The organism is Bacteroidota bacterium (assembly GCA_030017895.1).
In the GTDB taxonomy this organism is placed as follows: domain Bacteria; phylum Bacteroidota; class Ignavibacteria; order UBA10030; family BY39; genus JASEGV01.
Genome location: JASEGV010000089.1, coordinates 1 through 10,485, shown reverse-complemented (window position 1 = coordinate 10,485; position 10,485 = coordinate 1). Strand labels below are relative to the sequence as shown.

The window sequence follows — 10,485 nt, the reverse complement described above, 5'->3', positions numbered from 1 at the left end:
TTGCATGCTCAAGGAGATATAAAATGACCCACTCGAGTACGCGAAGACCCAAAAAAGAATATCTCGAAGAAGATTCAACTACCGAAGTGAACGAAAACACGAAGCTCATTTCGAGCGGGATAGTTGATTCGTTTTCAATGGTATCACTTAAAATGTTCCTCGAGAAAAAATTCTTAGTCAAAATTCCTGATGATAAGGCAACACCCGAAGCGTTCGATTCAGTAAATAATATTATAAATCTTCTAAAAGAATTTACAAAAATATAAGGAGGATATATGGCATACAGTGAAAAAGCGCAATCATTCTACGAAAATGAACTAACTGGCATACGTAAAGCGGGGATTTTTAAAGAAGAACGCTTCATTAAATCGCAGCAAGCGGCAAAGATAAAAGTTGAATATCCAACAGGTGCGCCGACTAAGGACGTGTTGAACTTCTGTGCTAATAATTATCTCGGTTTATCAAGTCATCCCGAAGTTATTGCAGCGGCTCATAAAGGACTTGATGAGCGAGGGTATGGACTGTCGTCGGTAAGGTTTATTTGCGGTACTCAGGATATCCACCGAGAGCTTAAGAACAAGCTCTCGGAATTTCTTGGGATGGAAGATACGCTCCTTTTTCCGTCCTGTATGGAAGCGAACGGCGGACTCTTCGACGTTATGCTCGATAAGGACGATGCGATGATAGCGGATAGACTTGTTCACGCATCGATTGTTGATGGAATGCGGCTTTGTAAAGCTCAGCTCTACAATTACAAGCATTCCGATATGGCACACCTCGAGGAAAAATTACAGGAAACTCAGCATTGCAGATTACGATTGATAATAACTGACGGTGTTTTTTCGATGGATGGCGACATCGTTAAATTAGATAAAATTTGTGAGCTTGCAGAGAAATACGATGCGATGGTTATGGTTGACGATTCACACGCAACCGGCTTTATAGGAAAACACGGAAGAGGAACGCACGAGCATTGTGGAGTTATGGATAAAGTGGATGTGATTACAACGACTCTCGGTAAAGCTCTCGGTGGTGCCGCGGGCAGATGTGTAAGCGGTAAGAAAGAGATTGTTGAAATGTGCCGACAGCGCGCGCGACCATACCTGTTTTCGAACACGGTACCGCCTGTTGTAGTTGCCGCAGCAATCAAAGTAATCGATATTATCTCCAAGTCAACAGACCGGCGAGATAAACTTGAAGCAAACACGACTTACTTCCGTGAAAAGATGATCCAAGCCGGACTCGATATTAAGAAAGGCGATAGTCCGATTGTTCCGGTGATGCTTTACAATGCAAAGCTTGCACAGGATGTAGCACGCGACCTGTACGATGAAGGTATTTATGTAGTTGGATTTTTCTTTCCTGTTGTTCCTCAGGGTCAGGCACGCATCCGGACGCAAATATCCGCAGACCACGAGAGAGAACATCTCGATAAAGCAATCGCCGCTTTTACAAAAATAGGTGAGAAGTATAAAATTCTTGGTAAGAAGAAAGAAGAAATTATAGCGATGTATGGGATGTAAGAATCAGCATAATTGGTAACACGTAGTTTAATAGGCGATATAAAAACATTGCTGTACTGTGTAGTTACTGGATAGGCAAAGGACTAAAAAAGAAAGTGTCGTAACCTGTTGAGAAGTAAATCGATAGTGGTTATACACACAACAAGTTGATATAACTTTCTCATCCTAAATATAATCGTGTTTGATTATCTTACAATAACTTGACTTATATTCTTACAATTACTATATTATAGCAAAATAAAAGGTGATTGTTATGAGTGATTTTTATAAGAAGCTTGGGAAAAAATTAAAAACTATAAGAGAGCGTTTAGATATCAGCCAGGATATTCTTGCCAAGAAGTTAAATCTTCCCCGCCCCGCCATCTCTCAAATTGAGCGTGGTGAGAGAACCGTTACAGCCGATGAACTGATAAAACTTTCAAGTGTCTTTCATGTTCCGATTGATGCAATACTTGATTTAAAGAAAGAACCCGAGGTAATTCTTAGCGAAGCCGAAAACATAAAACATCCCCGTTCCATCAAAAAAGATAAAGAGGAAACTCAAATAAGAATCAATGTCCCTCAAAAGAATATGAAAAAATTCAAAGAGGTTCTGCTCTACATACTTGATCGGATTGGGTCTAAACCTAACATAGGTGAAACTGTAATTTACAAACTCCTGTACTTTATGGATTTTAATTATTACGAAAAATACGAGGAGCAGTTGATTGGTGCACAATATCAAAAGAACCGTTATGGTCCTACACCGATTGAATTTGCAAAAATCGTAGAACAGATGATGAAGAATGGCGAAATTGAAAAAGTGAAAAGTAAATATTTTGATTACCCTCAAACAAAATATCTTCCGGTCCGGAAACCCGACCTCTCGATGCTTAGTGCCACAGAGCTTGAGGTAATTGAAGATGTTATAAATCTTCTTTCCGATAAGAATGCACAGCAGATAAGCGACTATTCGCACGGTGATGTCCCGTGGCGTACAGCTGAGGAAGGAACGATCATTGGGTACGAAGCAGTTTTTTACCGGGCAGCACCGTATTCAGTGAGGGAGTATCCGAATGAGTAATGTCATTCTGAGTCCGAATGAAATGAGGACGAAGAATCTGTTGACGATTTTTTATTCTTCGTTACGCTCAGAATAACAGGTAAAAACCACAATAAAATGAAAACTTACTATACATACATCATGACCAATAAGAAGAACGGTGTACTGTATACCGGTATGACGAATAATCTTGAGAGACGTGTGTACGAACACAAGCATAAACTTGTTCCTGGTTTCACTAGTAAATACAACTTAACACAATTGGTTTATTATGATAGTACCTGTGATGTTCATGAAGCAATCACTTTTGAAAAGCGAATCAAGGGATGGTTAAGAATAAAGAAAATTAAGTTGATTGAATCAATGAATCCGGATTGGAAAGATCTAAGTGATGACTGGTATGGATAAATGTCATTCTAATCGAGTGAAACGACCGAAGAATCTTTATCCGGTATTTAGATTCTTCACTTCGTCCACTAGTGTGGACTTCATTCAGAATGACGGTGTTCGCTTTCGTCATTCCGAGTCCGAGCGTAGCAAGGGCGAAGAATCTCATGCTTATAATAGATTCTTCGCTACGCTCAGAATGACTGTGGGGCTCTACTACAATAAGAAAGGTATTGATGTTTAGAGAGATAAGTCGTTTACCGGAGTTTGAGAAAGACATGAGGAAACTTCTCAAACGATTCAGAACTGTTGAGGATGACCTTGCTAACTTCCTCAACATTGCTCTAGTGGATTACCATAAGAATGGCATTGACAACGGCAGCATTGTTCGTATTTCTGATTGTGGGATCGAAAATCCAAAGATTTACAAAGCAAAAAAGTTTGCATGTCGTTCATTAAAAGGCAAAGGTGTTCAATCCGGCATACTGGTAATTTATGCTTACTATGAAGAAGAAGATAAAATTGAACTGATTGAGATTTATTACAAGGGGGATAAAGAGACCGAAGATAGGAATCGGATTAGTAAGTATTATAGATAAAACAGACTTTAACAGAAATTTTCATCCGCTCCTTACAGGCACGCATCCGGACGCAGATTTCCGCAGACCACGAGCGAGAACACCTCGATAAAGCAATCGCCGCTTTTTCAAAAATCGGGGAGAAGTATAAAATTATCGGCAATTTGTTTTATCTGTATTTGTGATGCACAATAGACTAAGGAAAAACTAGAGAATATTTCAAAAGAAATACAAAAATGCGATAGTTCCTGGTCACTGGAAGAGACCAAAAGTATTATTAGAAATACTCAAAATAATGGTCGAGTTAGTATCAAAGTATCAGGCTCTCAATGACCATTTATTTTGGATATTATGGGTGAGACAGTATTATTAAATTGTAAAGACATAAGTGGTAATTAGGTTCAAGAACTACTTATGGAGATAATAGTCCAATATCTAAATCCCCCCAAAATATAAAGAGAGTAGAAAAGGGTACCATTTGTGATATATAGGTATATAAAATGAAATCTAAACACAAAACCCCGCCCCGAAATAATCGGAGCGGGGTTTGTAGTTAAACGTGTATCTATCGCTATCTATTAGATGACTGATACGTTAGAAGCTTGAAGTCCTTTTGGACCGTTTTCAACTTCGAATTTCACTTTATCGCCTTCGTTAAGGTTTTTATAACCTTCTCCGACGATCGATTTGTGATGGACGAATACATCTTCGCCACCTTCACGTGAAATGAAGCCGTAACCTTTTGCTCCGTTGAACCATTTGACTGTTCCTTTTTCCATGGAACTATCCTTTCTTGTTATCCCACTTTATGCGGGAATGTTTTGTTATGAATCCGTCCCCATAAGGGGATCGGTAAAGTGTACGCCGGAAACCGTGGCTTTTATATCATGTTCCGCTTTATCGGAGTTTTTTCCGACTCTGCGTGTTTCGATTGCTGGCGACTCTGACCTTGAAAGGAGACAACGGGTACATCAGCTGGTGCTAAAAGCATGCGAATACTGCAAAAAAACGTGCTAAGTAAAACAACCCTTTATGAATTGTGCTAACGGGGTACTGTTATTTGACTATCTAACATACACATAATTTCATCCAATAGCAATATCTATTTTTTAGTATGCTGAAACGGCCCACATTAGAAATAATTGCATTTATACAGTTCACTGTTATATCTTTTTACGCTCTGCAACTTCGTATTAGCTTTTCCCAAGTTGAACGGAGTTGAAGCCCGCCCGTCTATCAGTTTTTATATTGAAAAGCGAGAGAAGTATTTGTCAATCTAATTTATATTCGTCGTGGTCCTATTATTTAGCTGAATTAAACTTTATCAATTTTTCCCAATCAATAATCCCATCTTCACAAAACTTTTGTGAAAACTCAAAAGTAAGTTTATTTACTATTTGGGCATATGCAATTAAAAATTCTTCATTCTTTTCCTTTGCTTTATGACCTATCGGTTCAATAATATCGATGTATAAGTTCTCACTGTCGGATATTAATTCCCAGAAGTGTTGCCCGCAATATTTAAAATATCCAACCTTTTCAGGTTTTCTACTCTTACCGAAACAACATCCATTTACAGCGATTATCTGTTTCCCTGTCGATTTTTGTAAAAATTCCTTCGCATTTTTAAAATTTATTTTTAGCTGTTTAATTTGGCTCGCATTTCCCCAATTCCAGCCAGCTTTTATTTCAACGATGTAAATGCATCCATCTTTTTCAAATTCTAAATCAATACCAGTAAGTGCAGATTTTTTTGCTTTATATACTTTATCACAAATATATATTGCCAATCCTTCCATAAATTGCCCAAAAAGTGTTTCTTCCTGCGATTGCAAGAAGGCGTCTAAAAAACCTTTTATCAAATCTTGTGCTGTGAGAATATTTTTTGCACGAAATAGATATGGATTTTTTTGTCTTTATATTTCACTTAAATCTACTTTTGATTTTACATAAGCTAATCTTTTCTGGTGGAAAGAGTCGATATTTTTTTCAACGTATTTTGTGACGTTTCTTAGATTTAGTTTTTTCATATTTTACTTTCGGTTCACATAATAGAAGTTGATCTGATGGAATTTGTTTTTTTACCATTTTATAGTACTCGGGTAAGATGTCTATACCGACTGTATTACGCAACATTCTTCTTGCTACTACGACAGTGGTACCTGATCCCATAAAAGGGTCTAAAACTGTGTCACCAGGTTTTGTAAATAATTTGATGAACCATTCTGGAAGTTCTTCGGGGAATGCCGCACTATGGTTTTTATTGTTGCACTCTGTTGCCAGATGTAGAACATTTGTAGGATAAACAGTTTCTTTATTCAACCAGTTCGATATATTTTTGCCAAAACCGCTTCCGCTTTTTGATGTATCTCTGATTTTATCAGTATTACTGAAGTTACGCAAAAGAGTCATTCTGAACGAAGTGAAGAATCTGAAACCTCAAATTCAGGCTATTTTTAGATGTTTCGCTTCGCTCAACATGACAAAAAGTCAATTCTGCGTAACTTCAGAGTATTACTTAATTTAGTTAACCTAGAGGTTGCCCAATCACCAATTGGAATTTTAACGGCTTCCTGATACATATTAAATTTTTTTGTTTTGTTGAATTGTAGTAATCTTTCCCATGCATCTCTGAAACGATTAGGCCATTTCCCAGGGTAACAATTTTTTTTATGCCAGATAAACTCTTCAGTCCATAGCCACCCCTGTTTATGAAGTGCTAAAATTAATTCTAAAACATAAGTACTTCTTTCACCATTTTCGGCTTTTTCCTTTATGTTTAGTATAAATGTCCCATCATTCTTTAATACTCTTAAAAGTTCTTTTCCGATTGGTAAAAACCATTCTACATAATTTTTAGGTTCAATACCGCCATAGGTATGTTTCCTACGATCGGCGTAAGGAGGTGAGGTAATAATTAAATCGATAGAATTATCGTTAACATTTTTCAAAACATCTCTGCAATCGCCAAGGAAGATATCTGTTTTCAATTCTATCATACTAATTAAGTTTTATTTCTTCAGCTTCAATACTCTCATTTATTCCACATTCAATGTCTTCAATAGAAAAGTTGAAAATATTTCTATCCTCATCTGTTGAAATATCTTGTATATCGTTTGTATAAAATTCTGCTATATGCTTCGCTTGTCTTTCATTCTCAGAATTAACAGTAACAATATATGATTTTGATAAAATTACTTTAAAAGTTTTCATAAAGTTCCTTTAGTGAGGTTATTTTCATTACTATCAAAACTTACAAAATATTAATGAGAATGGCAATTGAATTACACCGTTTTCTTTTCTATATTTATAAAAGCGTGTTCAACCCCTTAATGTGTTTGAGCCAAACTCCGGGGCTGTCTAAAAAATTCAAAAATAAACTCTTCGACTCCCTACGGTCGCTCAGAGTGACGAAAATCGATATAAATTCGTCATGTTGAGCGTAGTGGAGCGAAGCGGAACGAAGTCGAAACATGTTTTTAGAGAGTCTCGTTGAGTTCGAAATTAACAGAAAGATAAGCAAGATGGATATAACAACAATCATAAAAAAAGAATTAAAAAGATTACAAGAATCAAATACTTGCAAGCACGAAACCCCCCTTCAAAGTCCGCAGGGAGGTGTAGTCAAAGTAAATGGTAAGGATGTTGTTATGCTTGCATCGAATAATTATTTAGGTTTATCCGACCACCCAGCAATTAAAAAAGCTGCGATAGAAGGAATTAAAGAGTACGGCTATGGTATAGCATCGGTCAGGTTTATATGTGGAACGCAGGATATACACTTACGGCTTGAGAAAAAAATCTCAATGTTTGTAGGGACGGAAGATACAATTTTATTTTCTTCGTGCTTTGCTGCCAACGAAGGATTCTTCGCTTCGCTTACAAATGAAAAATTAGGTTTTGATATTTACAAAGATGTTTTATACAGCGACAAATTAAACCACGCAAGCATTATCGATGGTCAGCGGTTGTGCAAATCGGAGACGACAAATAAGAAAATATATAATCACGCCGATATGGGTGAGCTTGAAAAGTTATTGGAAGAGGATAAAAATAAAGATTACCGCTTTAAAATTATTGCAACCGACGGTGCTTTTAGTATGGAAGGTTATTTGGCTCCGCTCGATAAAATCGTTGAGTTGGGTAAGAAATATAACGCATTAGTTTTTGTTGACGATTCGCACGCAATCGGAGTTTCCGGTAAAACAGGGCGTGGTACACCCGAAGCAAAAGGTGTTCTCGGAAAGGTCGATGTTATAACCGGAACACTCGGTAAGGCTATGGGGGGTGCAGCCGGCGGATATATCAGCGGTAAAAAAGATTTGATAACTTATCTGCGCCAAAAATCACGTCCATATACATTCTCGAATTCTCTCCCGCCGGCAATTGTTTTCGGTGCAATGGCTGCTTTCGATTTACTGAGTAAGGATCATTCAATCGTTCAGCAGTTACACGATAATACTGCATATTTCAGAAAAGAAATTAAAGCTCTTGGATTTACGATACTCGAAGGAGACCACCCGATCGTACCGATTATGTTAGGCGACGCATCAGTAGCACAAGATATGAGCGCCGCATTACTTAAAGCCGGAGTTTATATCAAAGGTTTATGGTATCCGGTAGTACCCAAAGGCGAAGCCCGGCTGCGTGCACAAATATCAGCCGCTTTGACAAAGAAACAGATCGACCGGGTGTTGGATGCCTTTGAAACTGTAGGTAAAAAAAATAAAGTGATCTAATACTAAACTTCCGGTATATCGCTACTCAATGCGGCTCAAATTTAAAAGAAACGAAAAACCTTTAAAGATTTTAACAGAAATCGCATTTTGCTATTAGTTTTAGGTTTTCCAATTCGTAAGGCAGGAATGTTATTTAATACTAAACCTTCCGAAGTTTAATTCCCTTAAGGCATAGGACAAACACCTATAAAAATAACCATATTTGTCCGATATATTTCGCTTCCTCTATAGCAAACAATCCGGAATGTCATCAAACAAAAATGTCGCAATTGAAGTACCGTACTCAAGAAGAATCAAAATTCGAGTTATTCAAAATTAATCTGAACCCAATGCGGCTATAAAACACTATGGTTATTCTGAAGAAGAATCGGTAGGGAAACCAATGAACCTTTTAGTTATGATACAATCCGTTGCCGCAAGGATGGTAATCTTTTGAACGTCTCGATATTAGGTGGCCCGACTAAAGGTGATGCCGGACAGATTGCCGTTTATGGTATTTACCGTGATGTAACCGAACAAAAGAATTACAAGAAAGAGCGTGAAGAATTAATAAGGGAACTTCAAGAAGATTTAAAAAATATTAAAACCTTAAACGGGTTGCTTCCCATTTACAGCTCTTGTAAAAAAATCCGTGACGACAAGGGATACTGGAACAAAGTTGAGCAATACATTTCGCAGCACACCGATGCGAGCTTTACACACGGTATCTGTCCCGACTGTATCGATGAATTGTATCCCGGTTATTCGATAAAATTAGGTAATAGCCAATAACTAATTGTAGGCGGATTAACCATTGAATCACTGTTCCCTCCCACTTGACTCTTAATCTTTCCTGTCTTATCTTCTATTAGAAGGAGAAATTATTATGCGTTCATTAAATATGAAAAAACATAAACCGTTAAAACTAAAACGGTACGGCGCAACGCTTGTAATTATTTGGACATTAATCATAGTTACATCGCTGGTGTGGAATGTATCTGAAGTAAAACAAGAAACACTTCAAACGGCACATATTCAAGCCAAAGTAGCTAACGAGAAGGACCTCCTTTATCGGCTATGGAATACAAATCATGGCGGAGTGTATGTGCCCGTTACTGAAAAAACAAAACCCAATCCTTATTTAATCGATACCCCAGACCGGGAAATTATAACACCGTCCGGTCAATTATTAACACTAATGAATCCCGCTTATATGACGCGACAGGTTTACGAACTTGAAGCTGAGATTTCCGATATTCGCGGTCATCTTACAAGTTTAAATCCTCTCAAACCGGAAAATGCACCCGATCCATGGGAGAGAAAAGCCCTCGAAGATTTTGAACTTGGAGAAAAAGAAGCCGCTTCCATCGATAGTATGGAAGGTCGGGAGTATTATCGTTTCATGCGTCCTTTCATTACTGAGAAAGGATGCCTTAAATGCCATGCGAAGCAGGGTTATAAAGAAAATGATATTCGCGGCGGTATAAGTGTTTCTATTCCGATGATTCCCTTGCGGAATGTCTCAACTGCCGCAACACGGCGGCTTACGCTTATCCACACAATAATATGGATAATCGGTTTAGCAGGATTAGCGATTGGATATGTTCGAATAAATAAAAGCGAACGGAAACGAAATGAAGCCGAAACAGAACTAAAAGTAGCATACGCTGATGTCGAAAATCAGGTCGAAGAGCGAACACGTGAACTGAGGAAGGAAATCGAAGAACGTGTACTGGCAGAAAAATCAGCGCAAGATTTAGCTATGCGATGGCAAACAACCATGGATGCCGTTGGCGATGCGATGTGTATTCTCGATATAAACAACAAAATACTTCGTTCGAATAGAATGATGAGTGAGCTTTTTGGGAAGAAAGAATCTGAAATGATTGGAAAGCACTGCTGGGAAGTTGTTCATGGTACAAAAATCCCACAACCTGAGTGTCCTATTCTTCGTATGAAAGAAACTCTCAAGAGGGAAAGTTTCGAATTATCTATCGGCGATCGTTGGTACGTTATTGCAGTTGACCCGCTATTGAATGAGCAAGGCAGCTTGGCGGGTGCTGTTCATATCACTCGGGATAATACCGAACGAAAACTTGCTGGCGAAAAAATCCAGCAGCAGCTCGATGAACTCCGCAACTGGCAAAAAGTAATGATTAGCAGAGAACAGCGACATATTGAACTTAAGGGCAGTTCCAAAAATTCAAATATAAGTTTAGTGTTATAGATTTTATCGT

The 10,485-nt window shown here is 37.9% G+C and carries 11 protein-coding genes and 3 pseudogenes; 8 read left to right on the top strand and 6 right to left on the bottom strand.

Annotated elements, in window-relative coordinates; genetic code table 11:
* The 4 genes from QME58_12780 to QME58_12765 form a co-directional block, all read left to right on the top strand.
* Positions 1-266 (top strand): acyl carrier protein (locus QME58_12780; GenBank protein ID MDI6804694.1); only part of this gene is annotated, 266 nt, incomplete at its 5' end.
* A 9-nt stretch (positions 267-275) separates the two neighbouring features.
* On the top strand, positions 276-1,523 hold the full coding sequence (gene kbl, locus QME58_12775; GenBank protein MDI6804693.1) for a glycine C-acetyltransferase: 1,248 nt from the start codon (positions 276-278) through the stop codon (positions 1,521-1,523).
* Positions 1,524-1,776: 253 nt separating this feature from the next.
* A complete protein-coding gene (locus QME58_12770; GenBank protein ID MDI6804692.1) occupies positions 1,777-2,586 on the top strand; it encodes a DUF4065 domain-containing protein in 810 nt (269 codons plus the stop codon).
* A gap of 96 nt (positions 2,587-2,682) precedes the next feature.
* On the top strand, positions 2,683-2,973 hold the full coding sequence (locus QME58_12765) for a GIY-YIG nuclease family protein (protein MDI6804691.1): 291 nt from the start codon (positions 2,683-2,685) through the stop codon (positions 2,971-2,973).
* Here the strand turns inward: QME58_12765 and QME58_12760 are convergent.
* Positions 2,912-3,121 (bottom strand): hypothetical protein, encoded by a 210-nt coding sequence (locus tag QME58_12760; GenBank protein MDI6804690.1) that lies wholly within the window; start codon positions 3,119-3,121, stop codon positions 2,912-2,914. The genes QME58_12765 and QME58_12760 overlap by 62 nt on opposite strands.
* Before the next feature lie 67 nt (positions 3,122-3,188).
* On the opposite strand from QME58_12760, the gene QME58_12755 reads away from it, so the two are divergent.
* Positions 3,189-3,551 carry a hypothetical protein gene (locus QME58_12755; GenBank protein ID MDI6804689.1) on the top strand — a complete coding sequence of 121 codons (363 nt, stop codon included), beginning with the start codon at positions 3,189-3,191 and terminating at the stop codon, positions 3,549-3,551.
* A gap of 557 nt (positions 3,552-4,108) precedes the next feature.
* Here QME58_12755 and QME58_12750 read toward each other — a convergent pair.
* From QME58_12750 to QME58_12730, 5 genes and pseudogenes are all read right to left on the bottom strand, one after another.
* Positions 4,109-4,309 (bottom strand): cold-shock protein, encoded by a 201-nt coding sequence (locus QME58_12750; GenBank protein MDI6804688.1) that lies wholly within the window; start codon positions 4,307-4,309, stop codon positions 4,109-4,111.
* Between the two features lie 522 nt (positions 4,310-4,831).
* Positions 4,832-5,560, bottom strand: a pseudogene (locus tag QME58_12745) (PmeII family type II restriction endonuclease).
* Positions 5,520-5,933, bottom strand: a pseudogene (locus QME58_12740) (site-specific DNA-methyltransferase). The pseudogenes QME58_12745 and QME58_12740 overlap by 41 nt, the downstream one beginning before the upstream one ends.
* Positions 5,934-6,040: 107 nt before the next feature.
* A pseudogene (locus tag QME58_12735) lies at positions 6,041-6,526 on the bottom strand (DNA methyltransferase).
* Between the two features lie 4 nt (positions 6,527-6,530).
* Entirely contained in the window at positions 6,531-6,743 is a 213-nt protein-coding gene (locus QME58_12730) for a hypothetical protein (protein ID MDI6804687.1), read from the bottom strand.
* A 311-nt stretch (positions 6,744-7,054) separates the two neighbouring features.
* Here QME58_12730 and QME58_12725 point away from each other — a divergent pair, with 311 nt between their 5' ends.
* The 3 genes from QME58_12725 to QME58_12715 all read left to right on the top strand — a co-directional run bounded on the left by QME58_12725 (position 7,055) and on the right by QME58_12715 (position 10,475).
* Positions 7,055-8,269, top strand: a complete 1,215-nt coding sequence (locus QME58_12725) for a glycine C-acetyltransferase (GenBank protein MDI6804686.1) — start codon at positions 7,055-7,057, stop codon at positions 8,267-8,269.
* A gap of 432 nt (positions 8,270-8,701) precedes the next feature.
* Positions 8,702-9,040 (top strand): hypothetical protein, encoded by a 339-nt coding sequence (locus QME58_12720; protein ID MDI6804685.1) that lies wholly within the window; start codon positions 8,702-8,704, stop codon positions 9,038-9,040.
* A gap of 94 nt (positions 9,041-9,134) precedes the next feature.
* Positions 9,135-10,475, top strand: a complete 1,341-nt coding sequence (locus QME58_12715; protein MDI6804684.1) for a DUF3365 domain-containing protein — start codon at positions 9,135-9,137, stop codon at positions 10,473-10,475.
* The last annotated feature ends 10 nt before the right edge of the window (positions 10,476-10,485 follow it).